The following is a 22,124-nucleotide window of genomic DNA, read 5'->3' on the forward strand; positions in this document are numbered from 1 at the left end:
ACAATGTTATTACAGAGGAAACTCGTATGAATAAGCTCACTGTTGCATTATTGACCAGTCTTGCAACATTCATTGGGGCAAATACCACTGCTTTTGCTTCAGCACAGGAATGTCAAAAGCTGAAAAATGATCATGATGTAATTTATGCATCAAAAGGCTTCTGCTTTAAAGATCCTGAAGCCAAAGCCAAGTTTGGCAATGACAACTGCTATACCACCAAGCCAAAATTTTCTGAAAGAGAGCAACAACGACTTGACGAAATCAAGGCACGTCAGAAAGAATTGAACTGTAAATAATTCAATGCATTGATTAAAGGAAATATCATGGCTTACGATGATCAAAATATTTTTGCAAGAATCCTGCGTGGAGAACTGCCTGCAATTAAAGTCTATGAAGATGAACAGGTTCTTGCGTTTATGGACATCATGCCTCAGGCAGATGGTCATACACTGGTCATCCCGAAATCACCTGCGGTTACCCTGCTCGACTTAGATCCACAAGTCGCAGCCTACACCATTCAGGTGGTGCAGAAAGTTGCCAAAGCCATGGAAAAAGCCTTAGGACTAGATGGAATTGTATTGATGCAGCTGTCTGGCGCTGCTGCGGGACAAACTGTACCGCATGTTCATTTCCACCTCATTCCTACCTCGGTACATCAACTCGGTAAACATGCTGCGCAGATGGGTGACCAGGAAAAAATCATGCAACTGGCTGAAAAGATTAAAGCAGCGCTTTAAAATATTTTCCCCGGTGAAATGTAAAAATGAATGGAGCGACTGCTCCATTTTTTTAAGCAGAACTTCTGCTAAACCTATTTTTATGACACTAAGGTGTCAATTCGCTTGCAATTAAGTGATTCATTTTAAAAATTTTTCCAGATTTTTAAATTTATCTTTTTATAACAATACTATTAAAAGTAAGTTTTTGATCTGATTTGTACTTTTTAATATTTTTGAAATATTTCCTTAATATTACTGTCGCATTTGTAAGGAATACTTAGCACCAATAGAGAACGGGGGTAGATCAATCCTACTTCTGAACAATGTTTAGGACTAAAAACAATAGTCTGTATTGGAGCTACACATGAAAAAAACGCTTTGCGCATTAGCAGTTGGGGCAACCTTATTTACACCAGCATTAGCTATGGCTGCTGATGTAAAAGTATATGGTCGTGCACACGTATCTTTAGACTATCTTGATGATGGTGCAGACTACAACGAAGTTGGACTATCTTCAAACTCTTCTCGTTTAGGCTTCAAAGCTGAACAAAAATTAGAAAACGGCATGACTGTTTTTGGTCAAATCGAACAAGAAATTAACTTCGCTAGCGGTTCAGCAAATGATGATTTAGAGTTTGCTACACGTGATACTTTCGTTGGTTTAAAAGGTGATTTTGGTCAGGCACGTGTAGGTCGCTTTGACAGCCCGTTTAAAGTTGCTCGCGGTCCAGTCAACTTCTTTGGTGACCAATTAGGTGATATCCGTAACGTAACACGTGCAGGTAACTTACGTTTTGATGAACGTAATGCCAATACAATTGAATATAAATCACCAAAATTTGGTGGTGGCTTTAACGTTTTAGCTGCTCTTTCTTTACATGAAGGTAATAGTGCAGGATACCCAAGCACAATTGTAGAGACTGTTGAAGATGCGAATGGTGTAGAACAAGATGTTATCATCGCACAAAAAGGCGACACCAAAAAAGACAAAGCCTACGATCTTGCTTTAACTTATAAAGAAGGTCCGGTTGATTTTGCTGCTGCGTATGAACACTACGAAGAAGATGCAGGCCGTGGCGAACGTGATGGTTTCCGTGTTGCAGCTGCATATAAAATCACACCTGAATTAAACTTCGGTGGTTTATACCAATATTTAACGCATGATAACGATGTTGCAAACCCAGATACCCAAGTATTTGGTGTAGCTGCTGACTATAAATTTGCACCAAAAACTTATTTACGTGGTCAAGTGTTCCACCGTGATGTAGATGCAGATGATGCAAATGCAACTCTTCTTGCAGTGGGTCTTGAACATCGCCTAGACAAAGCAGTACGTGTATATGGTAACTTGGCTACTGTACTGAATGATGAAAACTCAAATCTGACTCCATGGTCTCAAGGACGCTCAAATAGCGTAGGTGGTACACGTGGTGAAGATGCATTCGGTCTTTCTCTAGGTTTCCGTTACGACTTCTAAGCCTAACCTCTACCTAAAAAGCAAAAAAAACACGCTTCGGCGTGTTTTTTATATCCAGATTTATGGATTTAAAAAGCCAACCTCAGGTTGGCTTCATTATATAAACAGGCTTATCTTTTCAAGAAACCTGACACCATATTCAGCACATTCTGAATATCATTATTGGCTTCAGTTTTACTGGTCTGCTCACCCTGTGGAGTTAAAGAGTCAATAATCTGTGGCAACACCTGTGAAATTGCGCCATAAATATCCTGTTTAGGGGCATGGGTTTGCTGCGCTACCTGTTCCACTTCTTCATCATCAAACAGATTCTGGACTTCCTGCGGATTCACACTGGCATTCTCGCCCGGCCCGGTCGAAACCCAGTCATCCACCTGGCTGCTTAGGCCCTGACCTTTTAATTTGTCCAGTGCACCTTGCAAACCACCCTGCTTTTGAATCCAGGCCAGCACCAAAGGCAATACCGCAACCAGAAGAGAAGTTTTTGAACTACCACCTAGCCCCTGACTGGAACCACCGAATTGGCCCAGCACAGAGCCTAAAATCCCACCCAAACCGCCTTGCTGGCTTTGCCCACTCTGCTGGTGATTATTTCCCAGTTGACCTAGAACTGAACCGAGAATACCGCCTAGCCCACCACTTTGTTGGGATTGCTGCTGATTAGAATTTGAACCTAAGGCCTGTTTCGCCAAAATTTCCACAATATTGCTTAAGTTTGTCATGATTTTTGTTTCTTCCTTTAATGACATTCACTCAGCATACGATGCTTCATTCATCTGAAACATCCGAAATTGTTATGTTTTTGCAAAAACTGCAGAAAAGCTGAGCATTACCAGCGATATTTATCCCAATTTTCCGGGTTAGCCCAAAATTTGGAGTTAAACCAGTCCGGTACATGCTTATAGGTCAAAATATTAAATTGCCATAACATCAGATCATGCTGCGGCTGACTTTTATCCATCAGCTGGGTAAAGCCCAAGGCACGTAATAAAGGTTCATCTTGACGTTTAGTCACCACCACCATACGTTTGGCCAGCAAATCACGCAGTTTCACCAAAAGCTGCGATTTCTGCGCGCTGCTCAAATCTGCCATTTCTTCAGTATCGAGTAGTACAAAAGCCAAATCAAAACGCTGGGTAAAAGGCAGATTTAAAAGCGTAGTTACGTTAAAATATTGCCATTGAATTGTCTGATGATGATCGTATTGTTCAAGATGTTGACCAATACACAATGCAGTAGAAACTGGCTGCTCCTGGGTTAAATCGTCTAGCATAGAAGTGATGACATTCATCTCAGCCATGACTGCATTCCTTATGATGAAAGTGAGTATTTTTTATGGAACTACAAGGCATTTGCCATAAAATGCATGCAGGTCTAAAGGACCTTAGTGTAACTGATCAACAGACACACCGGGCAAATGTTGAATATAAATTTATTCTGGATCGCTCAGAAATCGAACTGCCTTTTCGCTTGGGTCAAGAAATAGAAATTGAATGGACCGGCAATATTTACTGTGTTTCTTGCGGCAGCAAAACTCCAAAATCCTATTCACAAGGTCACTGCTTTAAATGCTTTAAAACCAAAGCGTCCTGTGACATGTGTATTATGAAACCGGAAACCTGTCATTATCATTTAGGCACTTGCCGCGAAGAAGAATTTGCACGATCTGTCTGCTTCCAGCCGCATGTGGTGTACCTAGCCAACTCCAGTGGCTTAAAGGTCGGGATTACCCGTATTGGCCAAATGCCAACACGCTGGCTGGATCAAGGGGCGACTCAGGCCTTACCGATTATGAAAGTCGGCTCTCGTCGTTTATCTGGGCAACTGGAAATCATGTTTGGTTCACAAATTGCCGATAAAACTGACTGGCGCAAACTGCTCAAAGGTGAAGCTGAACCGGTCGATTTAATTGCGACCCGTGACCAGCTGATTGAAGAATTTGCACCAAAAATCAGCACCATTCGTGAAGAATTTAACCAGAATCTTGAGTTTAATGAAACATTGGAATTGATGGAGCAGGAACGTCCACGTGAGTTTATTTATCCGGTGGAACAGTATCCTGAAAAAATTAAATCGCATAATCTGGATAAGACCCCGGTGATTCGCGGCAAACTTTTCGGGATTAAAGGACAATATTTAATTTTAGATACTGGCGTAATTAATATCCGTAAATATACCGGCTATGAACTGATTATCCGTACTGAATAAACTTTTCACCAAAATATAAGCACAATAAAAAAACCGGCGTTTGCGCCGGTTTTTTATTATGCAGTCAGACTTATTCAATATCTGCTTTAGCTTTCAGATACTGGGTATAGTCATCCAGTTCTTGCTGGGCGCGCAGCTGTTGATACAACTTGGCAAGCTCCTGTAACTGTACAGGCGTTAAAGCATTTGAAGTGGTACGGTTCACATTCGATACTGCCACGACCACCAGTTCATTTGGCAAAGCTGCCGTGGTCACAGACCACATCCCTTGCTTCGGTGGCATCAAGCTAAATGCAGCACGCTCAATTTCACGCTTTAAACGACCTTCAGCACGGGTAAATACACCAGCATCTTCAAAACGGATTTGCTGCTGAGCCAAGACTTCTGCAGCCGGTTGCGTCTTGAACTCATCCAGTGATTTCTGGATTTTGGCTTTGGCTGCATTAAAGGCTTTTTCTTCAATCAGTTTGGCACGTACACGTGGTGTTGCTTCAGCCAGGGTTTGCACACCCACAGCATGATACTCACGTACTTTCACCCAAACCACATTACCATTGGCCATTTGAATGTTACTTGAAGCGTTACGATCGCCGTTTTTCACATCATCATTAAACAGTTTCACCTTCACACTTGGATCAGATAATACTGGATGCTGAGAGGCCAGACTAAAGCCTTTTACCGATTCAACCTTGGTGCCTTTGACTTCCTGAGATACCACATCCAGCGCATCACTACCCACCACCATCTCATTCAGGCTATTTACCGTATCCGAGAAGGCATTTTGCTGTTTGGTCTTTTTCAGTTCTGCAGTTAAACGGGCTTTTTCCGCTTCAAAAGAAGGCACCTGAACTGCATCGGTTTCAACCTGAATTAGATGATAACCATATTGGGTTTTCACCGGCTGAGAAATCTGACCTGATTTCAGACTGGTGACTGCCTGATCAAAGGCATTGCCAAAGGCACCCACGTCATAAGCCTCAAATAAGCCACCCTTGTCTTTAGATTCCGGGTCTTCTGAATATTTCTGTGCAGCAGCGGCAAAACTGGTGCCCTGCTGGATTTCAGCATACACCTGATCCGCCAGTTTTTTGGCAGCTGCATCATCACGTGCATCGGTGGTAATTAAAATATGTTTAACCTCACGCGCTGCATTTTTTTGCTGGGCTTCAACAAACTTGTCATAGGCCTGTTGCAATTCTGCATCGGTGATTGCAGCTTCAGTCGCGGAAATATGTGCTGGCGTCAGAACAATAAAGTCGACATCAACATTGGCGACCTGCTTAAACAGGGTCGAATGTTTATTGTAATAATCACTGATTTCTTGCGCTGAAACCTGAATATTTTTCTTATATTCATCCAGTTTAATGCTGGATAAATGCAAGGTACGCTGTTCGGTTTGTAAATTGGCAATCTGCTGGATATCCAGCTCGCTCACCAAGGCATGATCCATAAAGCTCGCGCTAAGCATTTTCAAGGCATGATCCTGACGCAGATTCTGGATTAAAGCCTGACTGCTCATACCCACTGAACGCAGGTAATTGGCATACAGTGCTTCAGAAAACTGGCCATTTTCCTGAAAGCTTGGTTGCTGGGCAATCATCTGCTCAATTTGCGCATCGCTTAAGGAAATACCCAAATGTTCCGTCTGTTGTAACAGCAAAGTACGTGCAATCAGAGTATCGAGTGCTTTATTTTCAATATACGCCTGATTCAACAAGGTCTCATCGCCTTGTGTATAGCTGAGATATTGTTGTTTTAATGAGTTGGTTAAGGCTTCTAATTCCTGTTTGGAAACCTGTTGCCCATTTACTGATTTTGCCGAGTCGGCAGAATTGCCGCCACTAAAATATCCTTCAATACCTACAAGTGCTAAAGGGATCAGAAACAGAACGAGCAAAACCTTGCCCAACCAGCCCTTAATAACATTACGAAAAGATTCCATAAGTATTCCAATATTTTACTTGTGCAGGATTTTAACCGAAAACCCTCAGCGAATGAATGTATTAAAACCCGAAACTCTGATTATTAATAAAAAACGCGCCAGGAGGCGCGTTTAATACTGCTTAAAAGATCAAGCTACAGAATCTTTTAAACCTTTACCCGCTTTGAAGCTAGGTACTTTGCTTGCTTTAATCTCAAGTGTTTCACCAGTTTGTGGGTTACGGCCTGTACGAGCAGCACGTTCTTTCACATTGAAAGTACCGAAGCCCACTAAAGTCACTGTGTCGCCTGCTTTCAGCGCTTCAGTGATTGAAGCAATTGTAGCGTCTAAAGCCTTACCAGCATCAGTCTTAGACAATCCCCCTTTCTCTGCAATTGCATCAATTAATTCTGATTTATTCATGAAGATTACGTCCTCTTAATATCGTTTATTTAAGGTCCAAAGATTTCGTTTAAGTTACCGTAATGCCTTTATAGCAATGCTTTGAGGGTAAAAGCAATACTCTCCAGACGCATTTATACAAAATAAGTTGCAAAAATCTGCCAAAAAATGCCAAAGCTGTCGAGATTTTCACTTTTTCAGGAGTTGTTCTTTTAATTGCTTATTTTCTTCAATTAAAGCATCGACTTTGCTGTGCAGTTGCAGCACCAGCTGCTCTAAATGCTGGATATCTTTCACGGTTACCAGCCCTATACGGTTCAAGGAATGATGAACACTATGGTCAATCATCCGTTCGACCTTATCTTTGGTATCGGCCACCGATTCTTTGGCCTTTTCAGAAACTTTTTCTACGGTCTGATCGGCAATTTCGGTGGTTTTGGATTCCAGTTCTTCCCCCACCTTGACCAGTGAGTCAAATAATTTATTGCCTTCTTCTTCAGCACGGGAAAATGCGCCTAAGCCGGCCAGCCAGATCTGTTTGGTATATTTGCGAAAATCCAGCGCCGATTTACGCCCAGAACGTACTCTTGCTTTGTTTTTAGACGCTTTTTCATTTTCGTTTTGTGGTTCTGGCGATTCTACTGCTGCTTCATCCATTCGCATTTCTCCTGCTTATTTTGTATACCATTCAATATCATAAACCAACAAAATGCTCTTATAATAGCAAATTAAGCACTTGAACGTTTTGTTAAACTGTTCTACAAAGCAAGAATATTATGTATTACTTCCTGGTAATGCACCGCTTGGATATGCATGACTCGATCTGGTTAGGGACTAAATTGTATGAATGAATCGCAACAAAGACAAAATGAATCACATTTGTTGCTGACGATGGTGATGATTGTTCTGGAAACAATCTTTAGCTTTATCTTGAAATATGATCGTGTTGTTACACTTCAGGCCAAAAAATTTGTAGACCAGAAAATTGCAGTCAAAATTAACAGCTATATCCCCTATTTCGACTTCTATGTGCAGTTTAGCGAACACGGCATCCTGTTTGATCTAAAAGCACCTGAAAAAGCCGTCGAATTAGATGTCCGTACCACATTGCTGGATTTGATTAAGATTTTTGTCTTGGGGAATCGCCGCAGTATTCGAGCCATGCGCATTGAAGGCGACCCGACTTTAAAAGATGAATTCCGTGATCTGCTGACCTTATTTAGTATTCCTAAGGTGCTGTCAGACTGGCGTCAATGGCTGGCCGATCCTGAACACGAGCAGGAACTGGAAACCTCTAAACGCCGAATTGCCCCGCTGCTAGAGAAAATTGACCTGCAACGCTCGACCATTAATACCCTGCAAGTAGAAGTTAAACAGTATAAAAACCGCATTCGTCGCATGCAACGCAACCAAAAGCGAATTAATCTGGCTTTTAGTCTAATTACTCTGCTATTAATTGCGTTATTAGTGTATAATTTATGGATCGTTTAAATCCTTAATTTCCCTGCGATTGAATCGAATATCCGAATAATAAAAAAACTTGACTATTTTAGTCAGGATTCATAGAATCTACACATCTAGTCCAACCATGTGTATCGAATCATGCGCTTAACCACTCGCGGTCGCTACGCAGTGACTGCTCTACTTGATCTAGCTTTGCAGCCAACTGAACAAACGATCACTCTTGCAGAAATTGCAGCTCGACAATCTATTTCTGTCGCTTACCTTGAGCAGTTATTTGCGAAATTAAAGCGTCACGGCCTGGTTTCCAGTATTCGTGGAGCCAATGGTGGTTATCACCTGGCGCGCAGTGCCGATACAATCACCGTATTAGAAATCATTGAAGCTGTAAATGAAACGGTTGATGCCACCCGTTGTGACCATAAAGGCAACTGCCAGAATGGTGCAATGTGCTTAACCCATGATTTATGGCAAGAACTCTCCCACCATATTGCCGATTATCTTGCAAAAATCACCCTTGCTGACCTTGTAGCTCGTGACAACGTTCAAGCCGTTGCAATTCGCCAAAATTCAGCATCTTTTGATTCAGCCCTTTTATCGGTTACAGGTATTTGACATGAAACGTCCGATCTATCTTGACTATGCAGCAACAACTCCTGTAGACCCTCAAGTTGCAGAACGTATGATGGAATGCTTAACTTTCGAAGGCACCTTCGGTAATGCAGCATCGCGTTCACATGCCTATGGCTGGCAAGCAGAAGAAAAAGTGGAATATGCACGTGAACAAGTTGCGAACTTGATCAAAGCTGACCCACGTGAAATTGTCTGGACTTCAGGCGCAACTGAATCTGACAACCTTGCCCTAAAAGGTGTGGCTCAATTCTATGCATCTAAAGGCAAGCACATCATTACCTCTAAAATTGAACACAAAGCAATTTTAGATACCTGCCGCGAGCTTGAGTCTGAAGGCTTTGAAATTACCTATCTTGAGCCACAACCACAAACCGGTTTAATTACCCCGGAAATGGTTCAGGCTGCAATTCGTCCAGATACTATTCTTGTTTCCCTGATGATGGTGAACAACGAAATTGGTACCGTGACTGACGTTGCAGCAATTGGTGAAATTACCCGTGCCAACAAAATCTTCTTCCACGTTGATGCTGCACAGGCTGCGGGTAAAGTCGAGATTGATCTTTCAACCTTAAAAGTTGATTTAATGAGCTTCTCTGCGCACAAAATCTATGGCCCTAAAGGCATTGGTGCCTTATTTGTACGCCGTAGCCCGCGTGTGCGTCTGAAAGCGCAAATGCACGGTGGCGGTCATGAGCGTGGTATGCGTTCTGGTACGCTGGCGACCCATCAAATCGTGGGTATGGGCGAAGCATTTGAGCTGGCAGGTAAAAACCTGGAAGCTGAACAAACCCGTTTACGCGTGTTACGTGACAAACTCTGGAATGGCCTGCAAGACCTTGAACAGGTGTTCCTGAACGGTCACCCGACTCAAAACGTAGCCAACTATTTAAACATCAGCTTCAACTTTGTTGAAGGTGAATCGTTAATGATGGCGCTTAAAGATGCAGCAGTGTCTTCAGGTTCTGCATGTACGTCTGCAACCCTTGAGCCATCTTATGTACTGCGTGCGCTAGGTCTTTCTGACGAGCTTGCGCACAGTTCAATTCGCTTCAGTTTTGGTAAATACACCACTGAAGAAGATATTGATCATGTGTTATCAATTACCAAAGCTGCTGTTGAGAAATTACGTGAACTTTCTCCGCTTTGGGATATGTATAAGGAAGGTATCGACCTTTCTACAGTTGAGTGGGCGGAACACTAATTCGACTCTGAGATGAAGCTTTATTCAGCTTCATCTCATTGATAAAACGAATATTGACCCCATATTAATATTAACGCTGACCCCGAGGTTTGGAGAAGCAAAATGGCATATAGCGAAAAAGTAATTGATCATTACGAAAACCCACGCAACGTTGGTGTTTTAGACAAAAATGCAGACAACGTAGGTACAGGCATGGTCGGTGCACCAGCATGTGGCGACGTGATGCGTTTACAGATTCAAGTGAATAACGACGGTGTAATTGAAGAAGCACGCTTTAAAACCTATGGCTGTGGTTCGGCAATTGCATCAAGCTCACTAGTAACTGAGTGGTTAAAAGGTAAAACTTTGGACGAAGCTCAAGCCATCAAAAACATTGATATTGCAAACGAACTGGCTTTACCACCAGTTAAAGTACACTGCTCTGTACTTGCAGAAGACGCGATTAAAGCGGCTGTTGAAGACTATCGTACCAAACAGCAAAAAGCTTAATTGTTTCTCGTTTTAAAGACAGATTAACGGAGTTTTCATGATCCATTTAACTGAAAATGCTGCAACTCATATCAGCAATTACTTAAAGAATCGCGGTAAGGGTGAAGGTATTCGCGTTGGCGTGAAAACTTCCGGCTGTTCGGGTCTGGCCTATGTGCTTGAGTTTGTTGATGACGTCAATGCATACGATCAGGTATTTGAACAGCACGGTGTAAAAGTATTCGTTGACCCGAAAAGTTTGGTCTATCTTGAAGGTTTAGAGATGGACTATGTCAAAAACGGCTTGAATGAAGGCTTCGAATTCAATAACCCGAATAAAAAAGGTGAATGTGGTTGTGGTGAATCCTTCACGGTTTAACTCCCGACCTTCCCTTCTTTTGCAGATTAAAACAGTGTCTTGTACACTGTTTTAATCGCATTTATGCAGTCCTTTTTTGCAATCAATCGCGGATTATCTCTCCCATGAATCATTTTGAGCTGTTTAACCTGCCTGTAGCACTCGATATTGATTTGGCTACTTTAAAAGCAGAATTTTTAAAGTTACAGCAACAATATCACCCCGATAAAGCCGAAGATAAAGACCAGGCGCTGATTCAGTCCAGCGAAATCAACCAGGCGTATAAAGTTTTATCTCAAGTTGACAGCCGCGCAGGTTATTTACTGAGCTTAAAAAAACAGGACTATCATCTGGATCAGTCAATCAGTGATTTTGAGTTTTTACAGTCTGCCCTCGAAATTCGTGAGCAGTTGGATGATGCCCACTCTGCCGATGAACTGGCTTCCCTAAAAACCGAAGTCCAGCAATGGATTGATGGTCTGGTTCGCGAATTTAAAATTGATTATGCAGATGAAGACTGGGGCGAAGCACGCGATACAGTACGTAAATTGCGTTTCTTCCAGAAAGTCATGACCGATATTGACAAGGCTGAAGATCGTTTCCTCGACGATGACAGCTTTGACTTAGATGACGATTTTTAATTTTATTTTTTCAAATTAACGTGCAAAGGATGTAACACAATGGCGCTCTTGCAAATTGCAGAACCAGGACAATCAAGCGCACCGCATGAACATCGCATTGCGATTGGAATTGATTTAGGCACCACACATTCACTGGTGGCCACTGTTCTTTCGGCGCAAGCCAAAGTCCTTCATGATGAACAAGGTCGTGTGTTACTTCCCTCAATTGTTCATTATGCCGAAAATACCACGCAATATGGCAATGATGCCAAACCGTTTATCACCAGCGATCCGAAAAATACCATTGTTTCAGTGAAACGATTTATGGGTCGCTCCAAGGCAGACATCAAGTTTCAGCACCCTTACGATTTAGTGGGTGAAGCCAATGAAATGCCGGCTTTTGAAACTGCACAAGGTCGTAAAACACCGGTAGAAATCTCGGCTGAAATTTTAAAACAGCTGAAAGACCGTGCTGAAGACAGCCTGAAAAATCCGGTCAATGGCGCAGTAATTACTGTTCCGGCCTATTTTGATGAAGCTCAGCGTCAAGCCACACGTGATGCAGCTCAACTGGCTGGCCTGAATGTGCTGCGCTTACTTAATGAACCGACTGCTGCTGCAGTGGCCTATGGTCTGGATCAGGACAGCAATTTAAGCACCGATCGCAACTATGTGATTTATGACTTGGGCGGTGGGACCTTTGACGTATCAATTTTACGCTTCTCGCAAGGCGTATTTGAAGTACTGGCGACCGGTGGTCACACTGCATTAGGTGGTGACGATCTGGATCGTTTAATTGTCAAATGGGCGAAAAAACAGCTGAATATTGACACATTAAATGACACCGAATATGCCCACTTTGTCGTTGCAGCGCGTAAGGCCAAAGAAGCGCTATCGGATGCGAAATCAGTAGAACTGCAACTACTCGATCAAACACTGACACTGGATCGTGCAACTTTTGAAAGCATTATTCAGGTGGCGTTAGACAAGACCATTAGCGTCTGCAAACGCGTGCTGCGCGATGCCAAACTGGAACTGACCGATATTCAAAACGTGGTACTGGTTGGCGGTTCTACCCGCTCCTATGCGGTGCAAAAAGCTGTTCGCGAAGTGTTTAACCAAGAACCGCTGTGCACCATCAACCCGGATGAAGTGGTTGCGATTGGCGCCTCTATTACAGCCAATCAGCTGATTGGCAATACCAAAGACGGCTCATTGCTGTTAGACGTCACCCCACTGTCTTTAGGTCTGGAAACCATGGGCGGTCTGGTCGAACGTTTAATTTCACGTAATACTGCAATTCCAGTTGCGCGTCGTCAGGAATTCACCACTTATCAGGATGGACAAACCGCCATGCTGATTCATGTGGTGCAAGGTGAACGTGATCTGGTTGAGCATTGCCGTAGTTTAGGCCGTTTTGTCCTGCATGGTATCCCACCAATGACTGCCGGTCAGGCGCGTATTGAAGTCACCTTCCAGGTTGATGCCGATGGCCTGCTTAGTGTTTCTGCCAAAGAAACGACTTCTGGCGTTTCCGCGCATATCGACATTAAACCGTCTTATGGTTTATCGAGCGAAGATACCGAACGTTTACTGCTTGACGGTTTCAAATACGCAGAAGAAGACAAACACCTGCGTCATTTACAGGAAACCAAGGTCGAAGCACAGCGTGAACTGGAAGCTCTGGAGCAGGCACTAAAAGTTGATGCACAGCTATTGAGCGCAGAGCAACTGGACGCATTGAATAGTGCGAAAACCCATTTGTACAGCCAGCTTGAAACAACCGATATTCAGGCTATTGAACAGGCTGTTGAACAGCTTAAAATACACAGTGATGCTTTTGCTGCGCTTCGCATGAACCAGCATATTGATGCTGCTCTTAAAGGCACCAAGCTCGACGACTGGTCAAACTCAAACTAATTTAAGGTAAAGACTATGCCACGTATTAAAGTACTTCCACATGCGCAATTCTGCCCAGAAGGTGCTGAGTTTGAAGTTGAACAAAATGCCAACCTGTGCGAAAGCCTGTTAAAAAATGGCATTAAAATTGAACATGCCTGTGATATGTCATGTGCCTGCACCACCTGTCACGTGGTGGTACGCCGCGGTTTTGACAGCCTGGAAGAAATGAATGATGTCGAAGCTGATCTGTTAGATCGTGCTTGGGGTCTAGAACCTGATTCACGTTTATCTTGTCAGGTACAGGTGGTTGATGAAGATCTGGAAGTTGAAATTCCAAAATACACCATTAACCATGCTTCTGAAAATCACTAAGACTTAAAACAGAAAAACCACGCTCCGGCGTGGTTTTTTTTGACTTGATAGAACACTCAACAATCTTCGATCAAGCAGATCATCTATCTTTATAATTTAATGAAATTCCCGATCTGGTCGATTAACCTCGACTTCTTCAATCACTTCATCTTCCAGTTTTAATTTCACAATACCCTGCGAGTTGGTCAGTTTTTGCTGGGTCTGAATCCGTTTAATCATTTTTTCCAGCACACCAATCAGTTCCGGATATTCAAAGTTTTGCACTTCATCCAGATTCAGCAACAGATGAAAACCTTTGTATTCATAGTCAAACCAGCGCTGATAATCGGATTTTCTGGCCGCATATTTTTCCATGACCTGCCAGGTTTTCACCGGACCCTGAATACCTTTCAGGAAAATTGGCGCTTTCGGCGCACACAGATAATCATTTTTCACCAGTTGATAGGTATCATCTGACAGCAGGATTTCATCAACTTCGGCTGCGCTTTGCAAACGCGCTGCCAGATTGGCATCACGGCCGACAATGGTATAGGCCATCCGATGCGCCGCACCATAGTTACCCACGTGGCAATAACCGGTACTGATGCCCATGCGGATATGTAACGGCGGATAGCCCATTTTAATCCAGCGTTCACGCAGCAGTTTCATTTGCTGGCGCATGGCAATGGCCATTTCAACGCAGGTCTTGGCATCATTTTCTACACCCTGACTGCTTGGATCACCAAAGAAAATCAGGATGGCATCCCCCATAAACTTATCGACGGTGGCTTCATACTGCTTGGCAATTTCAGTCATATGACTCAAATAATCATTCAGCAGGTAGGCTAAATCGTCTGGAATCAGGGTTTCAGACAGCTCGGTAAAGCCCTGAATATCGGAAAAGAAGATGGTGAGTTTTTTACGTTTATATTCAATTTTGGCTTCTGACTCGCCTTTCATGATCGAGTGCCAGAGCTGAAGCGGCGCATAACGGCTCAACTGGTTGGCAAACTCCATATAGCGGTTCATTTGCTGATAATAATGCTCACGCTTATGGTTAGAGGCACGAATCCGGCGGGTCTGATAAACACTGCCCATCCCGAAATACACGATCATGCACAGGAAGGCCAGAATGGTCAGCTCATTGGTGGTGTATTCAAAATATTCACCAAAGCCAAATACGAAAATATTGCACAGATAGAATACCGACGCTGCAAATAAAGCCGCCAGCGACACCAAAAAGAACGACACTTTGACGTTAATGGCGGTATACAGCAAGGCAAAAATAGCCGCAAAGGTCAGGACCAGATTTAAATGCACGGCCGACAGACAGATGGCCACAATCATAATATCTATAATAAATAAGATATTTCTTTTAATCTGATAGTTATATTTAGATTGTAGCCAGCGCGACAGTTTCGGGGTAATAAACAGCAAAAATGCCAATAAAACCGGAATATAAATTTGGTACTGGGTGTCTGGATAGGTGTAATGATAGACAATCAGGATCAGCGATAAGCTGGCATAGCCCATGACCCGATGCAGGTAATCAAATTGTGTAGGATCTCGATCCATCCAATAACCTAGTGACACCGTACTCTACTCTCCTTAGCGGATCTGGTCACACCATACATCCCTGCATGATGCAAACACGAATATCAGTCCATTCGCCAATCAAATGGCATATCGCCCTGACCGCGCAATGCCAACATTAGCGTTTGGCGCATATGGTTCAGCACTTCATTGTTATACGGTACTGCTGGTGTTCCCCAGACCGGTTTTGGCCATGCCACATCATTTTGATAACGCACCACATGATGGAAATGCAATTGTGGCACCATGTTGCCCAGTGCAGCGACATTCATTTTATCGGCACGGAATACACGTGACAGTTGGCTAGATAACCAGCTCGATTCACGCAGGAACTGTTCCTGGTCGGCCTGGCTTAATTCATAGAGTTCGGTAATGCCCGGCACACGTGGAATAAGAATGAGCCAAGGAAATTGCATATCATTCATTAAACGACATGTTGACAGGGGAAAGTCGCCTACAAAAAAAGTATCTTGAGCAAGTTGTGGATGCAAACTAAACATATCTTTATAAATGACGCAAATTAGAATGATGGCTAATACTATCACATCCCAAAGGACGTGAATATTCTATAACGGCCGTTTCACCACAAATAACACACTATTTGCAGCCAGCCAGAGCAATCCCCTATCTTCAATAAATTTCCTTAAATAATCAAGACTTCTTTGCGCAGTCAGCGATTAAATAAACAGCAGGAATTGCATCAGGACTGAGCGCTAACTCAGGCTGGCAGCTCACGCAGCAGTTGCTCCAGCAAATCGGAAATAAACTGAATCCGTTTTTGATGTTCATCCAACAGCACCATGACTTTTAAACGCTGTCCGCCATCCATCCGGAAATAGGTCGGATGTTTTTGCATCATCTGGATAATACTAATGGCCTGCACCGGGGTATCTGGTGAAAACTCGATATTGCCGCCATTAGCACCCACATCAATTTTGGTAATACCAAGCTGCTCGGCTTTCAGACGCAGCTGATGCACGGCAAATAGCTGTTTTACCGGTTGTGGTGGAATACCAAAACGGTCAATCAGTTCCATACGGATGTTGTCGAGTTTTTCCTGTGTATCGGTATTGCTGATACGTTTATAGAATAATAAACGCTGATGCACATCGCCCAGATACTCATCCGGAATCAAGGCTGGCATGTGCAGGTTGATTTCCGCTGTTAACGACAACGGCGCATCGAAATTTGGGGTTTTGCCTTTTTGAATGGCTTTGGTGGCTTTTTCCAGCATTTCCATATACAGGCTATAACCAATGGCCTGCATCGAACCACTTTGCTGTTCCCCGAGGAGTTCACCGGCACCACGAATTTCCAGGTCTTCGGTGGCCAGCATAAAACCAGCTCCCAAGGTCGATGCACGCTGAATCGCATCCAGACGTTTTTCAGCATCACCTTTTAAGCCTTTAATCGACGGCACCAGCAAATAGGCATAAGCCTGATGGTGCGAACGTCCGACCCGGCCGCGTAGCTGGTGTAATTGCGCCAGGCCGAGCTTGTCGGCGCGTTCAATTAAAATGGTATTGGCATTCGGGACATCAATCCCGGTTTCAATAATGGTGGAACAAACCAGCACATTATATTCTTTATGATAGAACTGCTGCATCACCTGCTCCAGTTCACGCTCACGCATCTGGCCATGTGCGACTGCTACCCGTGCTTCCGGCACCAGCTGGCGGATATTTTCTGCTGCACGTTCAATGGTATCGACTTCATTATGCAGGAAATACACCTGACCGCCACGCAGCAATTCACGCAAAATCGCTTCTTTGACTGAATCACCAGTCTGTTCCTGCACAAAGGTTTTTACGGCTAAACGACGCGCTGGTGGTGTGGCAATGATGGATAAATCGCGCATGCCACTAAAGGCCATATTCAGGGTACGTGGAATAGGGGTTGCCGTTAAGGTCAGCATATCGACATCGGCGCGCAAGGCTTTAATCCGCTCTTTATCGCGCACACCGAAACGGTGTTCTTCATCGACAATCATCAGGCCCAGCTGTTTGAACTGGACATTTTCCTGCAAAATTTTATGGGTACCAATCACAATATCGACTTTGCCTTCGGCCAAATCTTCAATGATTTTAGTATGGGTTTTGGATGAACCAAAACGCGACAGGACTTCAATACGCACCGGCCAGTCGGCAAAACGGTCTTTAAAGGATTCATAATGCTGCTGTGCCAGCAAGGTGGTCGGTACCAAGACCGCTACCTGTTTATTATTTTGCACGGCGACAAAGGCGGCACGCATGGCCACTTCGGTTTTACCAAAGCCAACATCCCCACAGACCAGACGGTCCATCGGTTTTGCCTGCTGCATATCATATAAGGTTGCTTCAATGGCATTGGCCTGATCCAGGGTTTCTTCATAAGCAAACCCGGACGCAAACTGCATATACAGTTTTTCATCCAGCTCAAAGGCATAGCCCGGCTTGGACTGACGGCGTGCCTGTATATGTAGCAACTCAGCTGCAACATCATGAATCTGCTCCAAGGCTTTACGCTTGGCCTTGTGCCAGGCATCAGTGCCAAGTTTATGTAGCGGTGCCAAATCCGGATCGCCACCACTATAGCGGCTAATTAAATGCAAATTGGTCACTGGCACATAGACTTTGGCGCCATCGGCATAATCGAGCTGCAAGAATTCATGATCCTGCTGATCAATTTCCAGCGTCACCAGTCCGGCATAACGCCCCACACCGTGATCAATATGTACCACTGGTGCGCCAATACTCAGCTCGGTCAGACTGCGAATTAAAAACTCTTCCGAGACTTCCTGCTGACGTTTACGCCGACGCTGAACCACACGATGTTCATAGAGCTGGTTTTCCGAAATGACCGAAAGCTGGCCCTGAATCACCAGACCACGATCTAAAGGGGCGTTGGTAATGGCAACGGCATATAAAGATTTCTGGAATTCGGCAAAGTTCTCAACGGTTGGGATTTCTCCCAGACTGGAACGCAGCGCATCTTTCAAGGTTTCACGGCGACCGGCACTTTCTGCGACCAGCAACACCGGATGATTGGCCGCGTTAATATACTCTTTGACTAGACTAAATGGTTTTTCCCGTTTCGGATCGACCGGCAATTTAGGCGGTGCTTCAGTGGCCAGATTTACCACACCGGCTTTTTCAGCAAAATGATCTGCCGAGGCGATGATGCGGCCAAACTGGTTTAACTGTCCCAGCACCTGCTGAGGTGATAAAAACAGTTGCTCGGGCGGTAAAATAGGCTGGTCAATATTATGCCGGCGATCTTCATAACGGCGGTTTACTTCCTGCCAGAAGCTGTTTAAACTTTCTTCCAGTCCCTTATCTGTAATGACAATACCATTCTCGGGTAAGTACGCCATTAAGGTACTTTCGGCAGCCATTGCCTGAGCGCTAAAGAACAATGGGAAATAGAACTCTATCCCTGGCGAGGCAATGCCATCGAGCACATCCTGATACACCGGGCTTTTCTTTGGATTTGCGCTTGGGAATAACTCGGCATAACGATCGCGGAACAGCGAACGGCCTTCTTTTAGAGGAAACTCTTTGGCGGGTAGTACTGAAAATTGCTGAATGGTTTGGGTAGTCCGCTGGGTTTCCGGATCAAAAAACTTCAGGCTTTCAATTTCATCATCAAACAGGTCAATCCGGATTGGTGCTTCTTGCCCTGAAGCAAAAATATCCATAATACTGCCGCGCACCGCAAATTCACCATGGTCATAGACTGTATCGACCAGATGATAACCAGCCTGAATCAGGCGTTTCTTTTGCTGTTCCAGTTCAAACTTCTGGCCAACCTGAATATCAAAATGCTCACCTAAGACCCAAGAGGTTGGCGCCACACGCTGCGCCAGGGTTGCAGCCGACACCAGCAGCACGCCCTGCTGTGGCATATTCGATAAAATCGCCAGACGCTCAGAGACAATATCCTGATGCGGCGATAAACGGTCATAAGGTAAAATTTCCCAATCCGGGAAAATGGTCGGTTGAATACCGTAAAACTCAAATTCGCTTTCCAACTGCCCCAGATGCTGGCTGTTACGCGCCACCACAATCAATAACTGTTTATGCAGGGTGCTCAGCTGCTTGATCAGCAAGGCCGCGGATGAGCCCTGCAAATTGCCCACCCAGCGTTTTTCGCCCGTTTTTAATTGTTTCAGATTGAGTTGGGAGCTTTCGTGTTGGAACATGTATATAGCTTTTAGGTCTAATCAACATGCGGCTTATACTAACACGAGCATTTCCATCCATTACGTTAATTTTTCTTAATCTTTATCTGAAAAATGAGACCGCATCTGGCTGAAAAATGGATTGAAGCTTACTTTTTCTCACGCAAAAACTGACGATAATAATCATTCAGGCGTTTCACGATACTTTTAAACTGCAACAGGTTTTCTTCTGTGTTGCCCAAACGCGTCACAAAGCTTTGCGTGGCAATTTCCAGATCAATTTTTTCATTGATCAGCATGGCGGTAAAATACAGTTCTTTCAGGTCATCAAAACGGTTCATACGCCGATTAGACAAATACTCCAGCCGCTCCGATAAAGCATCATTCAGCACAATACCATCGACGATATAGCCGTGTTGCGGATCAAACTGAATCTGATGTTCAGCCAGAAATTCTGCTTCTGGAGAGGGCTTGCTTTTAAACAGTTGCGCCACTTTATTGAACATATGGTTATATCCTGAAATTCGCTGTGCCTAGTGTATCGGCTTTAGCATGGAGATCCAGCGTTTGAACGCGGATATCTTCATAAAAACAAAAAAGCATCCGAAGATGCTTTTAACTTGAGAGTTTTAACCATACTGGCGCTGCAAATAATGCACAATATCATCCGATTCAAACATATGAGCGCCGGTATTCGGATCAACCAGATAAGGCACCTGAATATTCTCTCCCATCAGTGCCAAGACTTTCTCACGTTTACCGCCCTTTAAAGGTACATATTTACCTGGCTTTAAACGTAATTTGGCCAGCCCCTGATCCTGCCAGCGCTCTTTGGCCACATTATGGAAAATAAAAGGCAATTCCAGCTCGGTTAAGGTACTGCGCACAATGCGCGTATACGGACTGGCTTCAAAACCCCACAGCTCCAGCAGTTGCTCCGGTGCCGCACGGTTTTTAATCTTTTTCTTGACCCAGACCCCACGTGCGCCATTGAGCAGCGTACCCGCAAAGGCCACAAAGGGAATTTTTGGATAATGCGCATAGCGCCGCGGGGTTTTCCCGCTTTTGCCATAGTGTTTAAATAGATGATGAATAATCTGCTGCGATTCGTAGAGACGATCTCCGGTATTTTCATCTACCAGAAATGGAAATTGCAGTTTACCGCCCAATTCCTTGACCTGCGGACGGTATTTTTTACCGCCTTTAGGACAGGGATAGACTTCATAATCCAGATTCAGCAAGGTCATGACTTCGCGTACACGTCGACAAAATGGTGAACCTTCAAACTCATACAACTTGAGCGGCTGCTCTGGTTGCTTGGGAAATGCTGTGCCATTGCTTCCGCGCCCGCCTTCGGTCAAAGCAGAAGCCAATGCCTGTACCACTTTAATTTGATGATGCAACATCATGACCTTCCTGTTCTTGTTATGTTCTAGAAGATGAATGCCGAATCGGGTTGATTACAGCTCCACCAATGCTTCTTTGGCCACCACAATACCATTATTATCGGCATAAATATAATCACCCGACTGAATATTCACACCACCAAAGCTGAGCGGAATATCGACCTCACCCACGCCTTTACGGTTACTTTTTTGTGGAATTGCTGCCAGCGCATGTACGCCTAAATCCAGTTCAGCAATGGCATCGACATCACGTACACAACCGTAAATAATCACACCATTCCAGTTGTTTTTTACTGCAGATTCGGCAATCAGGTCGCCCATAAGTGCACAGCGCATTGACGCACCACCATCCACCACCAGCACTTTGCCCCGGCCTTCAGTCGCCAGTAATTCTTTTACACGCGAATTATCTTCAAAGCATTTTACCGTCACCACCTGACCGCCAAAACTTTTACGCGCGCCATAGCTTTTGAAAAATTTGCCATCCATTGATGGGGTGACCACTTGCAGCTGTTTATCCGGGTTATCATCCAGCAAATCACAAGTAACGAAAGCGACTGTAGACACGTGTGTTTCCCTCATTTTGTATGTTGTATGCGTAAATTATCATAAATTTCAAACTTTTCAGTTTGAGTTAAGGCAGCCTCGACCATAGTATGAGCCACCTGCCCGGCTGTCACTGGCCGATGTTTAAAATTTTTAGGCAAAAAAGATGAACAGCGCTGAAACAGCTGCTGTGACAGATCTTCCAGAAAACGTGCATCCTGACGCTCGCCTAGCAATAAAGATGGGCGCAGCAGTGAAACTTTGCTTAAAGATAAGTTCTGAATGTACTGTTCCAGTTCACCTTTGACCCGATTATAAAAAAATGGCGATCTGGCATTGGCCCCCAAGGCACTGACCAGCAGATAATGGGCAGAGGTTTGCTGCAACAGCTCGGCAAAATGGGCATTGATAGTAAAGTCGGTCGCATAAAAGTTATCTTTTGAGCCGGCTTTTTTCAGGGTGGTACCCAAACAGCTAAAGCCATGACTATGCTCGCTGACATCCTGATCATTCAGCATCAGTAAATCTTCCAGCACCAATGGCTGTACTTTGGCCATCTGTTCAAAGGCTGTATCCGGGCGACGCACCACCGCCGTAACCTGCTGACAGGCAGGATGATCATTTAAGGCAGAAACCAGCGCCCGGCCGACCAAACCGGTCGATCCAATGACAATGGCTTTTTTTATGATTTGAGTCATT

The 22,124-nt window shown here is 44.2% G+C and carries 24 protein-coding genes; 12 read left to right on the forward strand and 12 right to left on the reverse strand.

Annotated elements, in window-relative coordinates:
* Positions 1–26 precede the first annotated feature (26 nt).
* From FTU67_RS11200 to FTU67_RS11210, 3 genes are all read left to right on the forward strand, one after another.
* Positions 27–296 (forward strand): YARHG domain-containing protein, encoded by a 270-nt coding sequence (locus FTU67_RS11200; protein ID WP_045795400.1) that lies wholly within the window; start codon positions 27–29, stop codon positions 294–296.
* A 27-nt stretch (positions 297–323) separates the two neighbouring features.
* Positions 324–737 carry an HIT family protein gene (locus FTU67_RS11205; RefSeq protein WP_075167966.1) on the forward strand — a complete coding sequence of 138 codons (414 nt, stop codon included), beginning with the start codon at positions 324–326 and terminating at the stop codon, positions 735–737.
* Positions 738–1,083: 346 nt separating this feature from the next.
* On the forward strand, positions 1,084–2,196 hold the full coding sequence (locus tag FTU67_RS11210; protein ID WP_180061740.1) for a porin: 1,113 nt from the start codon (positions 1,084–1,086) through the stop codon (positions 2,194–2,196).
* A 110-nt stretch (positions 2,197–2,306) separates the two neighbouring features.
* On the opposite strand, the gene FTU67_RS11215 is transcribed toward FTU67_RS11210, so the two are convergent.
* Positions 2,307–2,918 carry a YidB family protein gene (locus tag FTU67_RS11215; protein WP_104498959.1) on the reverse strand — a complete coding sequence of 204 codons (612 nt, stop codon included), beginning with the start codon at positions 2,916–2,918 and terminating at the stop codon, positions 2,307–2,309.
* Positions 2,919–3,025: 107 nt separating this feature from the next.
* A complete protein-coding gene (locus FTU67_RS11220; RefSeq protein ID WP_005178437.1) occupies positions 3,026–3,496 on the reverse strand; it encodes a DUF6231 family protein in 471 nt (156 codons plus the stop codon).
* 35 nt (positions 3,497–3,531) lie between these two features.
* Between FTU67_RS11220 and FTU67_RS11225 the strand changes: the two genes are divergently transcribed.
* Complete coding sequence (locus FTU67_RS11225; protein ID WP_075174536.1) at positions 3,532–4,404, forward strand: DUF2797 domain-containing protein; 873 nt, start codon at positions 3,532–3,534, stop codon at positions 4,402–4,404.
* A gap of 70 nt (positions 4,405–4,474) precedes the next feature.
* On the opposite strand, the gene FTU67_RS11230 is transcribed toward FTU67_RS11225, so the two are convergent.
* From FTU67_RS11230 to FTU67_RS11240, 3 genes are all read right to left on the reverse strand, one after another.
* Positions 4,475–6,346, reverse strand: a complete 1,872-nt coding sequence (locus tag FTU67_RS11230; protein WP_180061741.1) for a SurA N-terminal domain-containing protein — start codon at positions 6,344–6,346, stop codon at positions 4,475–4,477.
* 129 nt (positions 6,347–6,475) lie between these two features.
* Positions 6,476–6,748, reverse strand: coding sequence for an HU family DNA-binding protein (locus FTU67_RS11235; RefSeq protein WP_005178445.1), 273 nt, complete (start codon positions 6,746–6,748; stop codon positions 6,476–6,478).
* A gap of 168 nt (positions 6,749–6,916) precedes the next feature.
* Complete coding sequence (locus FTU67_RS11240; RefSeq protein WP_180061742.1) at positions 6,917–7,384, reverse strand: phasin family protein; 468 nt, start codon at positions 7,382–7,384, stop codon at positions 6,917–6,919.
* 186 nt (positions 7,385–7,570) lie between these two features.
* Between FTU67_RS11240 and FTU67_RS11245 the strand changes: the two genes are divergently transcribed.
* The 8 genes from FTU67_RS11245 to fdx all read left to right on the forward strand — a co-directional run bounded on the left by FTU67_RS11245 (position 7,571) and on the right by fdx (position 13,742).
* Positions 7,571–8,218, forward strand: a complete 648-nt coding sequence (locus FTU67_RS11245; RefSeq protein ID WP_180061743.1) for a hypothetical protein — start codon at positions 7,571–7,573, stop codon at positions 8,216–8,218.
* Positions 8,219–8,329: 111 nt separating this feature from the next.
* Entirely contained in the window at positions 8,330–8,803 is a 474-nt protein-coding gene (locus FTU67_RS11250) for an Rrf2 family transcriptional regulator (protein ID WP_005178455.1), read from the forward strand.
* Position 8,804: 1 nt separating this feature from the next.
* Entirely contained in the window at positions 8,805–10,022 is a 1,218-nt protein-coding gene (locus FTU67_RS11255) for an IscS subfamily cysteine desulfurase (RefSeq protein ID WP_180061744.1), read from the forward strand.
* Positions 10,023–10,124: 102 nt separating this feature from the next.
* Positions 10,125–10,511, forward strand: coding sequence for a Fe-S cluster assembly scaffold IscU (gene iscU / locus FTU67_RS11260; RefSeq protein ID WP_005178460.1), 387 nt, complete (start codon positions 10,125–10,127; stop codon positions 10,509–10,511).
* Between the two features lie 37 nt (positions 10,512–10,548).
* Positions 10,549–10,869, forward strand: a complete 321-nt coding sequence (iscA, locus tag FTU67_RS11265) for an iron-sulfur cluster assembly protein IscA (protein ID WP_005178462.1) — start codon at positions 10,549–10,551, stop codon at positions 10,867–10,869.
* A 104-nt stretch (positions 10,870–10,973) separates the two neighbouring features.
* Positions 10,974–11,489: a Fe-S protein assembly co-chaperone HscB gene (hscB, locus tag FTU67_RS11270; RefSeq protein WP_005178465.1), complete on the forward strand. Its 516-nt coding sequence runs from the start codon at positions 10,974–10,976 to the stop codon at positions 11,487–11,489.
* A gap of 39 nt (positions 11,490–11,528) precedes the next feature.
* The gene (gene hscA, locus FTU67_RS11275; protein WP_160243068.1) at positions 11,529–13,388 is read left to right on the forward strand and encodes a Fe-S protein assembly chaperone HscA; all 1,860 of its coding nucleotides are present in this window, start codon (positions 11,529–11,531) and stop codon (positions 13,386–13,388) included.
* Positions 13,389–13,403: 15 nt separating this feature from the next.
* Positions 13,404–13,742, forward strand: coding sequence for an ISC system 2Fe-2S type ferredoxin (fdx, locus tag FTU67_RS11280; RefSeq protein WP_005178469.1), 339 nt, complete (start codon positions 13,404–13,406; stop codon positions 13,740–13,742).
* Positions 13,743–13,838: 96 nt separating this feature from the next.
* Here fdx and FTU67_RS11285 read toward each other — a convergent pair whose 3' ends face one another.
* From FTU67_RS11285 to FTU67_RS11315, 7 genes are all read right to left on the reverse strand, one after another.
* Positions 13,839–15,296 carry an adenylate/guanylate cyclase domain-containing protein gene (locus FTU67_RS11285; RefSeq protein WP_171525163.1) on the reverse strand — a complete coding sequence of 486 codons (1,458 nt, stop codon included), beginning with the start codon at positions 15,294–15,296 and terminating at the stop codon, positions 13,839–13,841.
* A gap of 83 nt (positions 15,297–15,379) precedes the next feature.
* Positions 15,380–15,814: an HIT domain-containing protein gene (locus FTU67_RS11290; protein ID WP_005178471.1), complete on the reverse strand. Its 435-nt coding sequence runs from the start codon at positions 15,812–15,814 to the stop codon at positions 15,380–15,382.
* Positions 15,815–16,032: 218 nt separating this feature from the next.
* Complete coding sequence (gene mfd / locus FTU67_RS11295; RefSeq protein ID WP_180036792.1) at positions 16,033–19,494, reverse strand: transcription-repair coupling factor; 3,462 nt, start codon at positions 19,492–19,494, stop codon at positions 16,033–16,035.
* 128 nt (positions 19,495–19,622) lie between these two features.
* Positions 19,623–19,979, reverse strand: coding sequence for a hypothetical protein (locus tag FTU67_RS11300; protein WP_005178476.1), 357 nt, complete (start codon positions 19,977–19,979; stop codon positions 19,623–19,625).
* 123 nt (positions 19,980–20,102) lie between these two features.
* Complete coding sequence (locus tag FTU67_RS11305) at positions 20,103–20,879, reverse strand: glutathione S-transferase N-terminal domain-containing protein (RefSeq protein WP_168383755.1); 777 nt, start codon at positions 20,877–20,879, stop codon at positions 20,103–20,105.
* Positions 20,880–20,933: 54 nt separating this feature from the next.
* Complete coding sequence (gene rraA / locus FTU67_RS11310; protein ID WP_005178481.1) at positions 20,934–21,446, reverse strand: ribonuclease E activity regulator RraA; 513 nt, start codon at positions 21,444–21,446, stop codon at positions 20,934–20,936.
* 11 nt (positions 21,447–21,457) lie between these two features.
* Positions 21,458–22,123: an NAD(P)H-binding protein gene (locus FTU67_RS11315; RefSeq protein WP_005178483.1), complete on the reverse strand. Its 666-nt coding sequence runs from the start codon at positions 22,121–22,123 to the stop codon at positions 21,458–21,460.
* Position 22,124: the final 1 nt, after the last annotated feature.

The sequence above is a fragment of the Acinetobacter sp. YH12132 genome, from assembly GCF_013418645.1.
GTDB lineage: Bacteria > Pseudomonadota > Gammaproteobacteria > Pseudomonadales > Moraxellaceae > Acinetobacter > Acinetobacter indicus.